The 16,299-nt window shown below is 72.7% G+C and carries 17 protein-coding genes; 10 read left to right on the top strand and 7 right to left on the bottom strand.

Annotated features, from left to right (window positions below; genetic code table 11):
- Positions 1–2: 2 nt before the first annotated feature.
- Genes OG711_RS33335 through hypE form a run of 3 tightly spaced genes read left to right on the top strand, consistent with a single transcriptional unit; the run spans position 3 to position 2,468 of the window.
- The gene (locus OG711_RS33335) at positions 3–266 is read left to right on the top strand and encodes a HypC/HybG/HupF family hydrogenase formation chaperone (protein ID WP_073794819.1); all 264 of its coding nucleotides are present in this window, start codon (positions 3–5) and stop codon (positions 264–266) included.
- On the top strand, positions 263–1,387 hold the full coding sequence (gene hypD, locus OG711_RS33330) for a hydrogenase formation protein HypD (RefSeq protein ID WP_266517930.1): 1,125 nt from the start codon (positions 263–265) through the stop codon (positions 1,385–1,387). The genes OG711_RS33335 and hypD overlap by 4 nt, the downstream gene beginning before the upstream one ends.
- A complete protein-coding gene (gene hypE, locus OG711_RS33325; RefSeq protein WP_073794825.1) occupies positions 1,380–2,468 on the top strand; it encodes a hydrogenase expression/formation protein HypE in 1,089 nt (362 codons plus the stop codon). The genes hypD and hypE overlap by 8 nt, the downstream gene beginning before the upstream one ends.
- 58 nt (positions 2,469–2,526) lie before the next feature.
- Here the strand turns inward: hypE and OG711_RS33320 are convergent, their stop codons facing one another.
- Positions 2,527–3,153 (bottom strand): YigZ family protein, encoded by a 627-nt coding sequence (locus OG711_RS33320; RefSeq protein WP_073794828.1) that lies wholly within the window; start codon positions 3,151–3,153, stop codon positions 2,527–2,529.
- 114 nt (positions 3,154–3,267) lie between these two features.
- On the opposite strand from OG711_RS33320, the gene OG711_RS33315 reads away from it, so the two are divergent.
- Positions 3,268–3,675 carry a CoA-binding protein gene (locus tag OG711_RS33315; RefSeq protein ID WP_329562267.1) on the top strand — a complete coding sequence of 136 codons (408 nt, stop codon included), beginning with the start codon at positions 3,268–3,270 and terminating at the stop codon, positions 3,673–3,675.
- 570 nt (positions 3,676–4,245) lie between these two features.
- Here OG711_RS33315 and OG711_RS33310 read toward each other — a convergent pair.
- Both OG711_RS33310 and OG711_RS33305 read right to left on the bottom strand, forming a co-directional pair.
- On the bottom strand, positions 4,246–4,818 hold the full coding sequence (locus OG711_RS33310) for a helix-turn-helix domain-containing protein (protein ID WP_073794833.1): 573 nt from the start codon (positions 4,816–4,818) through the stop codon (positions 4,246–4,248).
- Between the two features lie 136 nt (positions 4,819–4,954).
- Positions 4,955–5,716, bottom strand: a complete 762-nt coding sequence (locus OG711_RS33305; RefSeq protein WP_329562265.1) for an acyltransferase — start codon at positions 5,714–5,716, stop codon at positions 4,955–4,957.
- Between the two features lie 138 nt (positions 5,717–5,854).
- On the opposite strand from OG711_RS33305, the gene OG711_RS33300 reads away from it, so the two are divergent.
- A complete protein-coding gene (locus OG711_RS33300; RefSeq protein ID WP_329562263.1) occupies positions 5,855–6,472 on the top strand; it encodes a gamma carbonic anhydrase family protein in 618 nt (205 codons plus the stop codon).
- 20 nt (positions 6,473–6,492) lie between these two features.
- Here the strand turns inward: OG711_RS33300 and OG711_RS33295 are convergent, their stop codons facing one another.
- Positions 6,493–6,930, bottom strand: coding sequence for a DUF4442 domain-containing protein (locus OG711_RS33295; protein ID WP_266517933.1), 438 nt, complete (start codon positions 6,928–6,930; stop codon positions 6,493–6,495).
- A 135-nt stretch (positions 6,931–7,065) separates the two neighbouring features.
- Here OG711_RS33295 and OG711_RS33290 point away from each other — a divergent pair, with 135 nt between their 5' ends.
- On the top strand, positions 7,066–8,109 hold the full coding sequence (locus tag OG711_RS33290; RefSeq protein WP_266512832.1) for a hypothetical protein: 1,044 nt from the start codon (positions 7,066–7,068) through the stop codon (positions 8,107–8,109).
- A gap of 255 nt (positions 8,110–8,364) precedes the next feature.
- Positions 8,365–9,732, top strand: coding sequence for an MFS transporter (locus OG711_RS33285; RefSeq protein WP_329562261.1), 1,368 nt, complete (start codon positions 8,365–8,367; stop codon positions 9,730–9,732).
- A 12-nt stretch (positions 9,733–9,744) separates the two neighbouring features.
- On the opposite strand, the gene OG711_RS33280 is transcribed toward OG711_RS33285, so the two are convergent.
- The 3 genes from OG711_RS33280 to OG711_RS33270 form a co-directional block, all read right to left on the bottom strand.
- On the bottom strand, positions 9,745–10,569 hold the full coding sequence (locus OG711_RS33280) for a spermidine synthase (RefSeq protein ID WP_329564206.1): 825 nt from the start codon (positions 10,567–10,569) through the stop codon (positions 9,745–9,747).
- 195 nt (positions 10,570–10,764) lie between these two features.
- The gene (gene tuf / locus OG711_RS33275; protein WP_073794845.1) at positions 10,765–11,934 is read right to left on the bottom strand and encodes an elongation factor Tu; all 1,170 of its coding nucleotides are present in this window, start codon (positions 11,932–11,934) and stop codon (positions 10,765–10,767) included.
- 276 nt (positions 11,935–12,210) lie between these two features.
- Entirely contained in the window at positions 12,211–12,366 is a 156-nt protein-coding gene (locus OG711_RS33270; protein ID WP_329562259.1) for a hypothetical protein, read from the bottom strand.
- A 40-nt stretch (positions 12,367–12,406) separates the two neighbouring features.
- On the opposite strand from OG711_RS33270, the gene OG711_RS33265 reads away from it, so the two are divergent.
- The 3 genes from OG711_RS33265 to OG711_RS33255 all read left to right on the top strand — a co-directional run bounded on the left by OG711_RS33265 (position 12,407) and on the right by OG711_RS33255 (position 16,008).
- Positions 12,407–13,135 (top strand): TVP38/TMEM64 family protein, encoded by a 729-nt coding sequence (locus OG711_RS33265; protein ID WP_073794847.1) that lies wholly within the window; start codon positions 12,407–12,409, stop codon positions 13,133–13,135.
- Positions 13,136–13,395: 260 nt separating this feature from the next.
- Complete coding sequence (locus OG711_RS33260) at positions 13,396–14,607, top strand: FAD-dependent monooxygenase (RefSeq protein ID WP_329562257.1); 1,212 nt, start codon at positions 13,396–13,398, stop codon at positions 14,605–14,607.
- Positions 14,608–15,135: 528 nt separating this feature from the next.
- A complete protein-coding gene (locus OG711_RS33255; protein WP_266512846.1) occupies positions 15,136–16,008 on the top strand; it encodes an undecaprenyl-diphosphate phosphatase in 873 nt (290 codons plus the stop codon).
- Positions 16,009–16,299: the final 291 nt, after the last annotated feature.

Genomic DNA, 16,299 nt, shown 5'->3' with positions numbered 1-16,299 from the left:
GTATGTGTCTGGCGGTGCCGGGCAGAGTGGTGGAGATCGCGGAGCGGGACGGTGCCCGGATGGCCGTCGTGGACTTCAGCGGTGTGGTCAAGGACGTGTGCCTGGAGTATCTGCCGGACCTGAAGGTGGGCGAGTACGCCATCGTGCACGTCGGGTTCGCGCTCCAGCGGCTGGACGAGGAGTCGGCGCGCAAGACGCTCGCCCTCTTCGAGGAACTCGGGCTGCTCCAGGAGGAGTTCGGTGACCCATGGGAGGTCGAACGATGAAGTACCTGGCGGAGTTCCAGAACCCTGAGCTGGCCCGGGGCCTGCTCGACGACATCCGGGCGGCCGTGACCCGTCCCTGGGCGCTCATGGAGGTGTGCGGCGGGCAGACGCACACCATCATCCGCCAGGGCATCGACCAGTTGCTGCCCGACGGGGTGGAGCTGATCCACGGACCGGGGTGCCCGGTGTGCGTGACCCCGCTGGAGGTCATCGACAAGGCCCTGGCGATCGCGGCCAGGCCCGGGGTGATCTTCTGCTCGTTCGGGGACATGCTCCGGGTGCCCGGCACCGACCGCGATCTGTTCCGGGTGCGCAGCGAGGGCGGTGACGTCCGGGTGGTGTACTCGCCGCTGGACGCCCTGCGGATCGCGACCGAGAACCCCGACCGTGAGGTGGTGTTCTTCGGCATCGGCTTCGAGACCACCGCCCCGCCCAACGCGATGGCGGTGCACCAGGCCCGCAAACGCGGCATCCGCAACTTCAGCATGCTGGTCTCCCATGTCCGGGTACCGCCCGCCATCGACGCGGTGATGGGCTCGCCGGACTGCCGGGTGCAGGGCTTCCTCGCGGCCGGTCATGTGTGCAGCGTGATGGGCACGTCCGAGTACCCGGAGCTGGCGGCACGCCACCGGGTGCCGATCGTGGTCACCGGTTTCGAGCCGCTGGACATCCTGGAGGGCATCCGGCGGGTGGTGCGGCAGTTGGAGCGCGGTGAGCACACCGTCGACAACGCCTATCCGCGGGCGGTACGGCCGGAGGGCAATCCGGCGGCCCGCGCGATGCTGGCGGACGTCTTCGAGGTCACGGACCGCGCGTGGCGCGGTATCGGCACGATCCCGCTCAGCGGCTGGCGGCTCTCGCCGCGCTACCGCGAGCACGACGCGGAGCACCGGTTCGACGTCGTGGACATCGCCACGCGTGAGCCCGCCGCGTGCCGCAGCGGCGAGGTGCTGCAAGGCCTGCTGAAGCCCAACCAGTGCGAGGCGTTCGGCACGGACTGCACACCGCGCAGCCCGCTCGGCGCGACGATGGTGTCCAGCGAGGGCGCGTGCGCCGCGTACTACCTCTACCGCCGTCTCGGCACCCCCACCACCCCTCTGGAGGCGAGCTCCGTTGTCTGACACGCTCTCCGGCGCACCGGCGCCGGCCGCCGCGCCGGACTTCGGCGGCTGGACCTGCCCGCTGCCGCTGCGCGACCACCCCCGGGTGGTGATGGGGCACGGCGGAGGCGGCGCCCTGTCCGCGGAACTGGTCGAGCATCTCTTCCTCCCGGCCTTCGGCGGCGGGACGCTCGCCGCCCTCGGTGACTGCGCGGTGCTCCCCGTCGGCGGGTCACGGCTCGCCTTCTCGACGGACTCGTTCGTGGTGCGTCCGCTGTTCTTCCCCGGCGGCAGCATCGGCGACCTCGCCGTCAACGGCACTGTGAACGATCTGGCCATGAGCGGCGCGCGGGCGGCGTACCTGTCCTGCGGGTTCATCCTGGAGGAGGGGGTGGAGACGGAGGTGGTCGGCCGGATCGCCCGGGCGCTGGGCGACGCGGCCCGCGCGGCGGGCACCGAGGTGGTCACCGGCGACACCAAGGTCGTGGAGGCCGGTCACGGGGACGGCGTGTACATCAACACCGCGGGCATCGGGGTGGTGCCGCCCGGTGTCGACATCCGTCCGCAGCGCGCCGAGCCGGGCGATGTGGTGATCGTCAGCGGGGAGATCGGTCTCCACGGTGTGGCGATCATGAGTGTGCGGGAGGGTCTGGAGTTCGGGGTGGAGATCGAGAGCGACTGCGCGGCGCTCGGCACCCTGGTCGAGGCGATGCTGGCCGTCACCCCGGATCTGCACGTCCTGCGGGACCCCACCCGGGGCGGGCTGGCGACCGCCCTCAACGAGATCGCGGGGGCGGCCGGTGTCGGTGTGGTGATCCGGGAACGCGCCGTCCCGGTGCCCCCGCAGGTCGCCAACGCCTGCGCGATCCTCGGCCTCGACCCGATGTACGTGGCGAACGAGGGGAAGCTCGTCGCGTTCGTCCCCCGTGCCCACGCGGACGCGGTGCTCGCCGCGATGCGCGCCCATCCGCTGGGCGCGGCCGCCGCGGTGATCGGGGAGTGCGTACCGGAGCATCCGGGGATGGTGGTCGCGCGGACCGCGTTCGGCGGGACCCGGGTGGTCGATCTGCCACTCGGTGAGCAACTGCCGCGCATCTGCTGAGACCGGCGGTCGGGGCGTGCCCGTTCCGCGCGGGCCGACACCATCGGAATCGGGGGTCTCAGGCCGTCCCGTACGCCTCGCCGCCGAGTTCGAGGACGGCGGTGCCCGCGGTCGCGTCGGCGAGCCAGGCGCGGAACGCGGCCACGTCGGCGTCCGGCAGCCCGATCCCGATGGTGACCGCCTCGCCGTAACGCACGTCGCGCACCTCGCGGCCGGTGGCGCGCAGCTCGTTCTGGAGTTTGCCCGCGCGCTGGTGGTCGACGGTGACGGTGGCCAGCCGGAAGCGCCGCCGGGTCAGCGTCCCGAGGGTGTCGAGGGCCTCGCCGACCGATCCGCCGTACGCCCGGATCAGCCCGCCCGCACCCAGTTTGACCCCGCCGTAGTAGCGGGTGACGACGGCGACGACGTACCGCATGTCCCGGCGCAGCAGCATCTGGAGCATGGGGACGCCCGCGGTGCCGCCCGGTTCGCCGTCGTCGTTCGCCTTCTGGACGGAGGCGTCGGCGCCGATGACGTAGGCGTAGCAGTTGTGCGTGGCGTCGGCGTGCTCCTTGCGGACCCGCGCGATGAACCGCTGGGCCTCCTCCTCGGTGGCCGCGGGTGCGAGCGCGCACAGGAAACGCGAGCGGTTGATCTCGGTCTCGTGCACGCCCTCCTGGGCGACGGTGCGGTACTCGTCCTGCATCGGCCCAGCGTATGCGGTGTGTCCGCGGCGGGACGCCAGGGGGCGGGGCGGGAATCCCCGGGCACGGTGGTTCGTTGCCGTGGTGGCAGCAGCAGTGATCCGAGGAGGCGTGCCATGTACGGCGACCAGGCGGCAGTGGAGAAGATCCTTACGGAGTCGGGGGACACCTGGGCCGTGGTGGGCCTGTCGAACAACGAGTCGCGGGCCGCGTACGGGGTGGCGCGGATCCTTCAGCGGTTCGGGAAGCGGATCGTCCCGGTCCATCCGAAGGCGGAGACGGTCCATGGCGAGCGGGGGTACACCACGCTGGCGGACATCCCGTTCGAGGTCGACGTGGTGGATGTGTTCGTGAACGCGGACCTGGCGGGCGCGGTGGCCGACGAGGCCGTGGCGAAGGGGGCGAAGGCGGTGTGGTTCCAGCTGGGTGTGGTGGACGAGGCGGCGTACGCCCGCACCCGGGCGGCGGGCGTGGCGATGGTGATGGACCGCTGCCCGGCGATCGAGATCCCCCGCATGGGCTGACGCATGTCCGTGGTTCGTCCACCTGGGCCGACGTAGTCCGGTGCGGGCCGCCTTCGCTTGCGCCCCGGGGTTCGTCCACCTGGGCCCACATAGTCCGGTGCGGGCCGTTCATGGGTGCGCAGTTCCCCGCGCCCCTTGGATGCTGCCCCGGTCCGTCGCACTTCGGGTGCGGGGCCGCCCTCGCGTTTCGCGCAGTTCCCCGCGCCCCTGGATGCTGCCCCGCTCGGTCGCTGATCGCGTGCGGGTTCGCCCTCGTCTTCGCGCAGTTCCCCGCGCCCCTGGATGCTGCCCCGCTCGGTCGCTGATCGCGTGCGGGTTCGCCCTCGTCTTCGCGCAGTTCCCCGCGCCCCTTCGGGGCGCCTCCGTCGACCTTGAACGTGCAGGGAGGCGCCCCTTCAGGGGCGCGGGGAACTGCGCACCCACGTTCGAGCCGCACAGGAGCAAGGGACGCCCACCCGAGGTGACCTCAGGGGCGCGGGGAACTGCGCGGCCACGGACGGCCCGCACCGGAGCGAGTGGGCTCAGGTGGACGGACCCGGCGGCGCAAGCGAAGGCGTCCCGCGAGACCGTTCACCGCGCGGGCGGGACCGCGACGGCCATGGTCATCTCGACCACCTCGGTACCGTCGTTGCGGTAGATGTGCGGCACGTTGGCCTCGAAGGTGGCGGAGGTCCCGGCGGGCATCGGGTAGGGGACGCCGTCCACGACGAGGGTCAGCTCCCCGGCTGTCACATGCAGCAGTTCCATGGTTCCGCCCGGGTGCGGGTCGGACGCGCTGCCGTCGCCGGGCATCAGCCGCCATGCCCACAGCTCCAGCGGGCCGCGCCGGTCGGTGCCCACGAGCAGGGAGGTGTGGCTGCCCGCCTCGGTGGACCACATCCGCACCGCGCGCTCGGCGGGCACGAGCTGCACCAGCGGCCCCTGGTCCTGGTCGAGGAGGGTGCTGATGCTGACGCCCAGCGCGTCCGCGAGTTTCACGGTGGTCCCGACGCTGGGGTTCGTCCGGGCCTGCTCGATCTGGATGATCATCCCCCGGCTGACACCGGAGCGGGTGGCGAGGACGTCCAGGGTGAAGCCACGTTCGCCGCGCAAGCGCTTGAGATTGCGCGCGAGGGACTGTGTGAGCTGGTCGAGATCCGACACATTCCGTCCAATATCTTTAATGGCAGGGTGCAACACATAGAACTACCGTGAGGTGGTCACCTGGTCCACCGCACTGTACTTCGAGGCCGGCGAGGACAGCCCGCGGCGGCGCCCCGGGTCCGGGCAGGCGGACGGGTCACGTCCCGCCGGTGTCCGACTCCAGCTCCGCGAGGGCCATCAACTGCTGCGGTGTCATGCCCTCCGGGATGGGTACCGGCGCGGGTGTCCGCAGGGGCGGCTGCCAGCCCTCCCCGGGGGTCCAGCGCCGGACCACGCGCGCGGGCGCGCCCGCCACCACCGAGTGGTCGGGCACCTCGCCGCGGACCACCGCTCCCGCCGCGACGACCACGTTCCGTCCGATCCGGGTACCCGGCAGGATCACCGCGCCGGTGCCGATCCAGCAGCCGGGCCCGATCTCCACCGGCTCCATCCGCGGCCACTGCTTGCCGATCGGCTCCGCCGGGTCGTCGTAGGAGTGATTGGTCGACGTCACATAGACATAGGGACCGACGTAGCACTGCGCGCCGATGGTGACCGCCGTGTCGGCGACGACATGGCTGCCCCGGCCCAGTACGACACCGTCACCGATCCGCAGGATCGGCTCGGGGCCGAGGTCGAGACCGGGCATCAGACCGGCCGTCAGGGTGACCTGTTCCCCGATGACACAGTGGGCGCCGAGCTGGATCCACGGCTCCCCGAAGACGGTGCCCTGCGGGAACGCCAGCCGGGTGCCCGTACCGATGGCGCCGAACCGCAGCCGCCCGGGATGCTCGTCGGTGATCGCGCCGAACCGCTGCGCCCAGGCCCAGCCGCCCCGCACCACCCGCTGCGCGAGCCGGTGCGGCCAGCGGCCCGGACGCCGGCCGGGGAGGGGACGCGTATCGCGGTTGTTCGGCACCCGCACACCGTACTCACGGGACCGGGGGGCCGGAGCGCGGCCCGCTGTGATCTTCACCCCACCCGCCGGGCCCGGCGCCCGGCGGGTCGCCTACCGTGCCGGTGAGCGCATGCGCGCAGCGACGACGAGGAGGCAGTCATGGCCGGACGGGCACTGATCGTGGCGGTGGGCGGCAAGAGCCCCGAGGTGGACCCGGGCGCGTTCGTCGCGCCCACGGCGGTCGTGGTCGGCGAGGTGACCGTGCGCGCGGGGGCGAGCGTCTGGTACGGCGCGGTGCTGCGCGGCGACTGCGGGCCGATCGTCCTGGGGGCGGGCAGCAACGTCCAGGACAACTGCACGGTCCATGTCGACCCGGGCTTCCCGGTGGTCATCGGCGAGCGGGTCACCATCGGCCACAACGCGGTCGTCCACGGGTGCGCGATCGAGGACGACGCCCTGATCGGGATGGGCGCGACCGTCCTCAACGGCGCCGTGATCGGGGCCGGTTCGCTGGTGGCCGCGCAGGCCCTCGTCCCGCAGGGGATGGTGGTACCGCCCGGTTCGCTGGTGGCCGGGGTGCCGGCCAAGGTGCGCCGCCCCCTCACGGACGAGGAGCGGGCGGGCATCACCCTGAACGGCACGCTCTACATGGAGCTGGCGCGCGCGCACGAGGAGGCGCACACGGAACGGACCGCCGACCGGGACGGCACCGGGGACGGCGACGACGACCGTGACGGCCATGACGGCGGAGGCACCCGAGGCGCCGGTCAGGCGTAGCGCGGCCGAGTTCCGGCGGGTCAGGCGTGGGGGCGCAGGGTCCAGACGACGGTCATCTCCCCGGTGACCGCGCCGTCCTCGCGCCGGATCTCGACGGTGACGGGGAACTCGGGGCGGCCCCCGGCTTCCAGTTCGGCGATCACGTCGGCGGCGGGGCGGCCCAGGGTCGCGGTGGCCGTCACCGGCCCCATGGCCAGCTTCCGGTAGGCGATCTCCGCGCGCACCGCGAGCGGCACGGCCCGGGAGAGCTGCGCGCCGAACGCGGCGAGCACGATGGCGCCGCTGGCCGACTCCCCCAGGGTGAACATCGCCCCGGCGTGCGGGCCGCCGACGTGGTTGTGGAAGTCGCCCTGGTCGGGCAGCGCGACCACCGCCTTGTCCGCACCGGTCTCCAGAAACTCCAGGTTGAGGGTGCGGGCCATCGGGACGGTGGCGGCGAGCATCTCGCCGATGGACATCTGGTCAGCGCTCATGACCGAATGTTACCCACCGGTAAGAAGAGTTGGCCAGACCTCGCGGGCCGGACCGTTCGGCACGTACCCGTCAAGTGCCGGTGACAAGGTCGTTGCCCGGCGCCACTATGGTTACTGCCCATGTGGCCAGGACAGCAGCCGCCCGGGGGCGAGCAGAACCCGCAACAGCCGAATCCCAACCCGTACCAGCAGCCGGGATATCAGCAGCCCAATCCGTACCAGCAGCCCGGCTATCAGCAGCAGCCGGGCCCTTACGCGGGGCCGCCGGACAAGCAGCCGCCCTGGGGGGCGCCGACGGTCCCGGCGGGACCGGCCGTTCCGGGCCCTCCCCCGCCGGGTGACGACGGCAGGAGGACGAAGCTCGTCGCCCTGGTGGCGGCGGTGGCCGTCGTGGTCGCCGCCGGGGTCACCGGGTTCCTGGTGCTGGGCGGCGACGAGGACGGCAAGGAGACGGCCCAGAAGGGCGGCGACAAGAAGCCGTCCGAGCGGCCCGTCTCCTCCGCCCCGGAGGTGGCGCCGGAGGAGTCCGCCGAGGACAACCCGCGCGGGGGCGACGACATCAAGCCGACCGTCGCGGGCTGGAAGGTCGTCTACAACCCCAAGCGGGGGGTGGCCTTCGACGTGCCGGCCGACTGGGAGGTCGACTCGCCCGGGATGTCGGTGGGGTTCGAGGAGAAGGACTCCAAGGAGATCAAGCCGCTGATCGTGATGTCGGCGCCCGCGTACCTCAAGTCCAAATGGTGCGAGTCGGACGACGACAAGGACGGCAACAAGGACAGCACCTCGCTCGCCACCGTCGGCACCAAGGGCGCGAACGGTGCCAAGGACGCCGAGGAGGCCGCGGTCAACCAGGTGCCGTGGTGGGTCTACGGCGGCTACACGCAGCCGGACAAGAAGAGCATGCGCACCGACAAGAAGGGCAAGCCCTTCACCACCACGTCCGGGATCAAGGGCAGCATCGCGCGCGCGGAGTCCACGAACACTCCCCGGAAGGGCAAGTGCGCGAGCGACGGCAAGGCCGTCTCCTTCGGTTTCAAGAACTCCAAGGGTGACTTCGTCGCCTGGAACCTCTACGGCGCCAAGGGCGTCAAGGACGAGGTCCCGGACAGCCTGATCACCGAGATCCTCAAGACGGTCCGGCTGCACGGCGAACCGACGGACTGACCCCTCGGGCCGTTCCGGTCGGACGGCTCGTCGCCGCTCCTCCGGGACGGTCCGCCGGACGGCCGCCCGGGCGGCGGTCCCCGCAGCGAACGGCTGCCCGGACGGCCTCCGGTGGGCGGGTGACCGCTCCCGGAGCCCGTCCGTCCGCGAGTGCCGCGAGGCCTCCGCCGCGGGCGCCGGGCGCGATCACGCCACGTCCGCCCGCGACACGGCAATTCGGTTGAATCCGGGTCGGCCCGCCGCGATAGTCCCTGGGTGAACTCACCGCCGCCACGTCAGCGCCGGCCGCCCTGGGCCGGTCGCAACTACATCCTGCTCACCGTCGCCACCGTCTTCACCAACCTCGGCAGCCACGGCGCCCTGATCGCCTCGGCGTTCGCCGTGATCGAGTCGGGCGGCGGCAGCGGTGACGTGGGACTCGTGGCCGCGGCGCGCACCGTGCCGCTGGTGCTCTTCCTGCTGATCGGCGGCGCCGTCGCCGACCGGCTGCCCCGACACCGGGTGATGGTCGCGGCGAACGCCGTGAACTGTGTGTCGCAGGCGGTGTTCGCGGCCCTCGTCATCACCGGCCGCGCCGAACTCTGGCAGATGATGCTGCTGTCCGCCCTCGGCGGCGCCGGGCACGCGTTCTTCTCGCCCGCCTCCGAGGGCATGCTGATGTCCTCCGTCTCGGGCGAACAGGCCGGCCGCGCCTTCGCCCTGTACCGGATGGCCATGCACGGCGCGGGCATCGGCGGAGCCGCGCTCGGCGGGGCGATGGTCGCCGCGATGGGTCCCGGCTGGGTCCTCGCGGTGGACGCCGCCGCCTTCGCCCTCGCCGGGGCGCTGCGCGCGTTCCTGGACGTCCGGCACATCCCGCCGCGGGAACCGGGCAACGGGCTGGCCGCCGATCTGCGGGACGGCTGGCACGAGGTGATCGGACGGCCGTGGCTGTGGTCGATCGTGGCGCAGTTCTCCGTCGTGGTCGCGGTGATCACGGTCTCCGAGGCCGTCTACGGCCCGCTGGTGGCCCGGGAGGAGCTGGGCGGCGCGGCGCCCTGGGGCTTCGCGCTCGGCGCCTTCGGTGTCGGGACGCTCGTCGGGGCCCTGGTGATGATGCGCTGGAAGCCGCGGCGGCTGCTGTTCGTGGGCAGCCTGGCCGTGTTCACGCTGGCGCTGCCGTCCGCCGCGCTGGCGGTGCCCCTGCCGATCGCCGGGCTGGTCGCGGTGATGTTCGTGAGCGGCGTGGCGATCGAGGTGTTCGGCGTCGCCTGGATCACCACGCTGCACCAGGAGATCCCGGAGGAGAAGTTCTCCCGGGTGTCCGCGTACGACTGGTTCGGTTCGGTCGGCATGGTTCCCGTCTTCACCGCCCTGGCGGGCCCGGCGGAGAGCGCGTTCGGCCGCTCCGAGGCACTGTGGGGCTGCGCCGTGCTGGTGGTGCTGGTGACGGCGGCGGTGCTGCTCGTCCCGGACGTCCGGCGGTTGTCCCACCGGCCGGCGGCCGACGCCCCGAAGGCGGCGGCGCTGCCCCGGGAACCGCTCACGGCCGGCACGGGCCCGGGGGTCCCCCGCGATCCCGCCGCCGCCACCGCCGGTGAGGCACCGGCGGACGGGGCGTCGGACGCGGGCGGACGCGGCTGACCGGGACGCCGGTCAGCCGACCCGGAAGGTCCCGCCCGGCGGCTCGGGCGAGCCGACGGCGTCCGCGTCCCGCACCACGGCCGCGTCCCCGGTCCGCCGCCGCAGGGCCGTACCGTGCTCCACACGCGCGGGGAACCCGTCGGCGGCCGTACGCCGGGCCAGTTCCGCGACGGGCAGCGGGGCGTGCGAGGCGAGCAGGACGACATTGCCGAACCGGCGTCCGCGCAGCACGGACGGCTCGGCGATGAGTGCGAGCTCCCCGAACACCGCCGCGAAGTTCGCCAGCTGGGAGCGGAGGAAGGTGAAGGGCGCCCCGTCGGCGAGGTTCGCCGCGTACCGCCCGTTCTCGCGCAGAACGCGTTCCGCCGCCCGCGCGTACTCGACGGAGGTGAGGTGCGCGGGTACCCGGGAACCGCCGAACACATCGGCGACCAGCAGATCGGCGGAGCGCCCGGGCGCCGCCTCCAGCCAGCCGCGCGCGTCGGCGGTGTGCGTCCGGACCCCGTCCGGGTCGCTCTGCGGCAGATGCTCCGCGACCAGGGCGACGAGGGCGCCGTCGAACTCCACGACCCGCTGACGGGAACCGGGCCGGGTGGCGGCGGTGTAGCGGGGCAGGGTGAGGGCCCCGCCGCCCAGATGGATCACGTCGAGCGGACGGCCGGGCGGGGCGGCGGTGTCGACGACGTGTCCGAGGCGGCGGACGTACTCGAATTCCAGATGGGTGGGGTCGTCGAGGTCGACGTACGACTGGGGTGAGCCGTCGACGGTCAGCAGCCAGGCCCGCTCCCGGTCGATATCGGGCAGCAGCCGCGCGGTGCCGTGGTCGACGGCTCGGATGACGGGTACGGGTACGGGGTCGGGGTCGGGGTCGGGGTCGGGGTCGGGGTCGGGGTCGGGGTCGGGGTCGTCCACCCGTCCATTGTGCGGCCCCGCGCCGCGTCCGGGCGCGGGGGCGGCCCGTTCCGGTCCGGGGCAGGACGGCCCGCCGACGGTTCCCCGAAGGGCCGTCGGCGGGCCGTCCGCGCCGGTGGGTCAGCCGACCCGGGTCACCGTCCCCGCGCCGACCGTCCGGCCGCCCTCCCGGATCGCGAAGCCGAGCCCCGGCTCCAGCGGCACCTCCCGGCCGAGCTCGACCGTCACCGTGACGGTGTCGCCGGGCCGGGCCACGGCCGCCTCGCCGAGGTCGATGTCCCCGACGACATCCGCGGTGCGGATGTAGAACTGCGGCCGGTACCCGGTGGTGACCGGGGTGGTCCGGCCGCCCTCGGCGGCCGACAGCACGTACACCTGGGCGGTGAAACGGCTGCTGGGGGCCAGACTGCCGGGCGCCGCGACGAGGTGCCCGCGGCGCACCGCGTCCCTCGCCACCCCGCGCAGCAGCAGCGCGACATTGTCCCCGGCCTGCGCCTCGTCCATCGGCTTGCCGAAGGTCTCCACCCCGGTGACCACCGATTCGAGACCGGCGCCCAGCACCTCGACGCGGTCCCCGACCCGTACCGTGCCGCGCTCCACCGCACCGGTCACGACGGTGCCGCGGCCGGTGATGGTGAGCACGTTCTCGACGGGGAGCAGGAACGGCGCGTCGATGTACCGCTCGGGCAGCGGCACATACGTGTCCACGGCGTCGAGCAGCGCGCCGATCGACTCCGTCCACCGGGGGTCGCCCTCCAGCGCGCGCAGCCCGGAGACCCGGACGACGGGCACGGTGTCCCCGCCGTACCCGTGCGCGGAGAGCAGTTCCCGTACCTCCAGCTCCACGAGGTCGGTCAGCTCCTCGTCGCCCGCGTCCGCCTTGTTGACGGCGACGACGATGTGGTCGACGCCGACCTGACGGGCCAGCAGGACGTGCTCGGCGGTCTGCGGCATGATCCCGTCGAGCGCGGAGACGACCAGGATCGCGCCGTCGAGCTGCGCGGCACCCGTGACCATGTTCTTGATGTAGTCGGCGTGGCCGGGCATGTCGACATGGGCGTAGTGGCGGGTGTCGGTCTCGTACTCGACGTGCGCGATGTTGATGGTGATGCCGCGCGCGGCCTCCTCCGGCGCCCGGTCGATCCGGTCGAAGGGGACGTAGGTGCCGCTGCCGCGCTCGGCGAGCACCTTGGTGATCGCGGCGGTCAGGGTGGTCTTGCCGTGGTCGACATGGCCCATGGTGCCGATGTTGAGATGCGGCTTGGTGCGCACGTATGCCGTCTTGGACATGGGGATTCCTCGCGTCTCGCGTCAGGAGGTAAAGCGTGTGAGGTCCGGGAGCACGGCTGCCGGACCTTCGGACCCCTCAGCCCTTCCGACCCTCCCCCTGAGGGGTCCGCCGGACGATCCGGGGAGGGTCAGCTTCGAGCGCCGTCGACGCTTGCGAGCAGGACGTGGACGGCAGCCTTCCGGGCATCCGCTGCTGCGGATGCTGCGAGGAGGAAGGCGTGCCGGAACATGGCTAGATACTCGCCGAACGGGCCGCGGGCGTCGAATGATTTACCTTCACCCGCCGCCGTGCCGGACCGGGAGGACGACCAGGAAGGGGGCGGGGCGGAGGGCGGCGAAGGCGGCGAAGGGCGGTCCGGCGGCGGTGTCGGCAACCTCACTCGGCGGATTCCCGCAGCTCACGCCCGGTGCGAGGACCGCGATCGCATGCACCCTACGGCGATCATATGCGGGTGTCGGTTAATCTCCCCGGATGCTCGACACCACGGTTCTCCCTCCCGCGCCGGTCGGCGGCGCAGCGCCGAAGAGTGCCGCCGCGCGGTGGTCGGGCGTCCTGTTGTCACCCTGGTCGCGGCTCTCCCTGCTGGTGGTCCTGCTGGCGGGCGCGGCGACGGCGATGCTGCTGTTCGAGCCGCAGAAGGTGCTCGCCGACGGCTGGCCACCACAACTCGGCGGTGTCGCCGCGGCGACGGCCTTCGCGGTGGCGTACGGGCTGTGCACGGTGGCGTTCGTGCCGCGTCCGCTGCTGAACCTCGCGGCCGGCGCGCTGCTGGGCTCGCAGTTCGGGCTGGCCGCCGCGGTGGCGGGCACGGTGCTGGGCGCGGGGATGTCGTTCGGGCTGGGCCGGGTGCTGGGGCAGGACGCGTTGCGCCCGCTGCTCCGGGGCCGTTGGCTGACGGCGGCCGACGGACAGCTCAGCAGACACGGCTTCCGTTCGATGCTGGCGGTGCGGCTGTTCCCGGGAGTGCCGTTCGTCGCGGCGAACTACTGCGCTTCGGTGTCCCGGATGGGGTGGACGCCGTTCCTGCTCGCGACGGCGCTGGGAACGGTCCCGAACACGGCCGCGTATGTGATCGCGGGTGACCGCGCGCAGACCCCGACCTCGCCGGGATTCCTGATCGCGATGGGGTTCATCGCGCTGTCCGGGCTGGCGGGCGCGGTGGTCGCCTGGCGCAAGCGGCATCAGCTGCGGGACTGCTGACCCGCGCTCAGCACGGTCCCCGACCCACTCTCGGCGCACCTCCCGGTTCACGCTCGCGCGGTCCCCGACTCACTCTCGGCGCACTTCTCCGGTTCACGCCCAGCACGGTTCCCCGGCTCGCACCCAGCACGCTTCTGCGGCTCACGCTCGCGCGGTTCCCCGGCTTCTGATCGGCAGGCTCTCTTCGCGCGCGGGGGAGCCGTTCGGCCACACCTGCCTACTGCTACTCTGCGTTGCCCATCATTCACCTTGTGTCACTCATGGGAGCGCGTGTGAAGGTCGCCTGCGTCGGCGGCGGGCCCGCCGGACTGTACTTCTCGATCCTGATGAAGCGGCAGGACCCGTCGCATGACATCACCGTCCACGAACGCAACCCGGCCGGATCGACGTACGGCTGGGGCGTCACCTACTGGAGCGCGCTGCTGGAGCGGCTGCGGGCCGGGGACCCCGAGTCCGCGCGGGCCATCGCCGAACACTCCGTCAGCTGGCACCAGGGGGTGGCGCGTGTCGGGGACTTCACGACCGTCCAGCCCGGTGACGAGGGGTTCGGGATCGGCCGCCGGACCGTGCTCGGTCTGCTGACCGAACGCGCGCGTGCGCTGGGGGTGCGGGTGGTGTTCGAGGACGAGGTCGGCGAGCCGCCCCCGGCCGATCTCGTGGTGGCCGGGGACGGGGTGAACAGCGTCCTGCGCGACCGCCACCGGGACCACTTCGGTACCGAGGTCACCGCCGGACGCAACGTCTACGCCTGGCTCGGCACGACGAAGGTCTTCCCGTCGTTCACCTTCGCGTTCGTGCCGACGGAGCACGGCTGGATCTGGGCGTACGGCTACCCCTTCGACGCCGGCCGGAGCACCTGTGTCGTCGAGTGCTCCCCCGCGACCTGGCGCGGCCTCGGTCTGGACCGCGCCGACGAGGCGGAGGGGCTCAACACCCTGGAGAAGCTGTTCGCGGACGTGCTGGACGGGCACGGGCTGATCGGCCGGGAGCAGCGGGACGGCACCGCCCAGTGGCTGACGTTCCGCACGGTCACCAACCGGGCCTGGTACCGGGACAACCTCGTGCTGCTGGGGGACGCCGCCCACACCACGCACTACTCCATCGGCGCGGGCACGACCCTGGCGCTGGAGGACGCGATGGCGCTGGCCGCCGCGCTGCGGGGCTCGCCCGAGCTGCGGCCCGCGCTGGCGCGCTACGAGCGGGAGCGGCGGTCCGCCCTGCTGTCCGCGCAGAGCGCGGCGCGCTACAGCGCCGAGTGGTACGAGAACCTGCCGCGCTACATGCGGCTGCCGCCCGAGCGGATGTTCGCGCTGCTCGGCCAGCGGCACTCGCCGCTGCTTCCGCATGTACCGCCGGGGCTGTACTACCGGCTCGACCGCGCGGCGGGGCGGCTGGAGTCAGCACGCCGGTTCAAGCGGTGGCTGGGACCCCGGGTCGCCCGGACCCTGCACGCGCGGTCCCGGCCACGCTGAGGCCCCGGGCCGGACCCGGGGCGGCGCCGGACCCGGGTGGGAGCGGCCCGGTCGGAAACGGACCTGGTCGGGAACCGGGCGGCGATGGACCTGGGCGGGGCGTACGGGGGTGACGCGTGCGGGCCGTACGCGGGCGGACCGGCCGACGGTCCTCCTCGACGGCGGTCGGGCCCAGGCGGCAGGCGGCAGGCGGCAGGCGGCAGGCGGCAGGCGGCAGGCGGCAGGCGGCCAGGGTGGTCCCGCGAGGGTACGGACACCGGTACGCGCGCGCTCGTGTCCCGTACGGCCCCGCGTCAGCCTCCGGAGGGCCGCCGTTCACCCGGGGACCCTAGCGTTCCCACGTCGTCACCCAGTCACCCAGTCGCCCGGATGAGCCCGCGCACACGCGGGCCACCGCTCCCGCCCCGCCACTCCCCGGACCGTCCGGCTCCGGCTCCGGCTCCCGCTCCGGTCCACCATCGTCCGTCTCCGTCTCCGGTTCGCGCGTCCCGCGACCAGGCACCGATCAGCACGGGATTCCGTTACTTCATGTCTTGGTTCGAAGCCTTCGTCCTCGGACTCGTCCAGGGGCTGACCGAGTTCCTCCCCATCTCCTCCAGCGCGCATCTGCGGCTGACCGCCGCGTTCGCCGGCTGGGAGGACCCGGGGGCCGCGTTCACCGCGATCACCCAGATCGGTACGGAGACCGCGGTGCTGATCTACTTCCGGGAGGACATCACCCGGATCGTACGGGCGTGGTTCAGGTCGCTGACGGACAAGTCGATGCGCGGCGACCATGATGCCCAGATGGGCTGGCTGGTCATCATCGGCTCGCTGCCCATCGGGGTGCTGGGGGTCACCCTCAAGGACCAGATCGAGGGGCCGTTCCGCGATCTGCGGCTGATCGCGACCACCCTGATCGTCATGGGTGTGATCCTCGGTGTCGCGGACCGGCTGGCGGCACGGGACGAGAGCGGCGGCAAACACCGGGCGGCCCGGCCCCGCAAGACGCTCCGGGAACTCGGCGTCAGGGACGGTCTGATCTTCGGCTTCTGCCAGGCCCTGGCACTGATCCCCGGGGTGTCCCGGTCCGGCGCGACGATCAGCGGCGGACTGCTGATGGGCTACACCCGTGAGTCGGCGGCGCGTTACTCGTTCCTGCTGGCCATCCCGGCGGTCCTCGCCTCGGGGGCCTACGAGCTGAAGGACGCGGGCGAGGGTCATGTGTCCTGGGGGCCACTGGTGTTCGCGACCCTTATCGCCTTCTTTGTCGGATATGCGGTCATCGCGTGGTTCATGCGTTTCATCACTACCCAGAGCTTCATGCCGTTCGTCTACTACCGGATCGCCCTGGGCATCGTGCTGTTCATCCTGGTGGGAGCCGGTGTGCTCAGCCCGCACGCGGGCGAGTCGGGGCACTGAGCGGGCGGCCCCGGCCGGGACGCGCGGAGGCGCGGTGGCGGGAATGCCGGTCCCGTCCCGGAGGCGCTGTCCAGCCGGGACGGGACCTCTCAGCTCACGCAGCCAGCATGGACTGATGTTGCCTACAGCCTAGGGGCGACCACTGACATCGGCGGTGGTCGCCACCTGTGTGGGACCTGTCAGCCTCGTGTCCGACTCCTGTCAGGGCACGCGGGGCCGGACAACCGATGACGGCACGTCGGCATCTCCTCGGTGCGGGGGGTGCCCCTGGGATTCCTGGGGCACCGAAGC

The sequence above is a fragment of the Streptomyces uncialis genome, from assembly GCF_036250755.1.
In the GTDB taxonomy this organism is placed as follows: domain Bacteria; phylum Actinomycetota; class Actinomycetes; order Streptomycetales; family Streptomycetaceae; genus Streptomyces; species Streptomyces uncialis.
The sequence above is the reverse complement of the archived record's forward strand: the minus strand, read 5'-3'. Positions and strand labels throughout refer to the sequence as shown.

Excerpts from the sequence above, each read along its gene's own strand:
- OG711_RS33260 (WP_329562257.1), top strand. The coding sequence starts at position 13,396 with ATGGGAGCGCGTGTGAAGGTCGCCTGCGTCGGCGGCGGGCCCGCCGGA.
- OG711_RS33300 (WP_329562263.1), top strand. The coding sequence starts at position 5,855 with ATGGCCGGACGGGCACTGATCGTGGCGGTGGGCGGCAAGAGCCCCGAG.
- OG711_RS33320 (WP_073794828.1), bottom strand. The coding sequence starts at position 3,153 with ATGCAGGACGAGTACCGCACCGTCGCCCAGGAGGGCGTGCACGAGACC.
- OG711_RS33255 (WP_266512846.1), top strand. The coding sequence starts at position 15,136 with ATGTCTTGGTTCGAAGCCTTCGTCCTCGGACTCGTCCAGGGGCTGACC.
- OG711_RS33290 (WP_266512832.1), top strand. The coding sequence starts at position 7,066 with ATGTGGCCAGGACAGCAGCCGCCCGGGGGCGAGCAGAACCCGCAACAG.
- OG711_RS33315 (WP_329562267.1), top strand. The coding sequence starts at position 3,268 with ATGTACGGCGACCAGGCGGCAGTGGAGAAGATCCTTACGGAGTCGGGG.
- OG711_RS33295 (WP_266517933.1), bottom strand. The coding sequence starts at position 6,930 with ATGTCCATCGGCGAGATGCTCGCCGCCACCGTCCCGATGGCCCGCACC.
- OG711_RS33265 (WP_073794847.1), top strand. The coding sequence starts at position 12,407 with ATGCTCGACACCACGGTTCTCCCTCCCGCGCCGGTCGGCGGCGCAGCG.
- OG711_RS33335 (WP_073794819.1), top strand. The coding sequence starts at position 3 with ATGTGTCTGGCGGTGCCGGGCAGAGTGGTGGAGATCGCGGAGCGGGAC.
- hypD (WP_266517930.1), top strand. The coding sequence starts at position 263 with ATGAAGTACCTGGCGGAGTTCCAGAACCCTGAGCTGGCCCGGGGCCTG.
- tuf (WP_073794845.1), bottom strand. The coding sequence starts at position 11,934 with ATGTCCAAGACGGCATACGTGCGCACCAAGCCGCATCTCAACATCGGC.